The following is a 257-nucleotide window of genomic DNA, read 5'->3' on the forward strand; positions in this document are numbered from 1 at the left end:
CAATCATTTAGTGTTAGATGATATTTCGTTCTCTATTCGAGAAAATGAAATTGTAGGTTTTATTGGTCCTAATGGTGCAGGTAAAAGTACATTAATGAAATGTTTATGCGGGTTAATTCATATGGATTCTGGAAATGTTACTATATGTGGTCATGATATACAAAGTCAAAGAGAGAAGGCTTTGTCGCATCAGGCTAGTTTGATTGAAAGTCCAGGACTTTTCTTTAATATGACTGGTTATGAAAATCTTGAGATAT

Annotated in this window: 1 protein-coding gene; it reads left to right on the forward strand. The window is 32.7% G+C overall.

The features are described 5' to 3' along the window. Positions 1–257: ATP-binding cassette domain-containing protein (locus SD455_RS16715; protein WP_445508762.1), on the forward strand; the 257-nt coding region annotated here is incomplete at both ends.

It is taken from the genome of Nesterenkonia sp. K-15-9-6 (genome assembly GCF_052656005.1).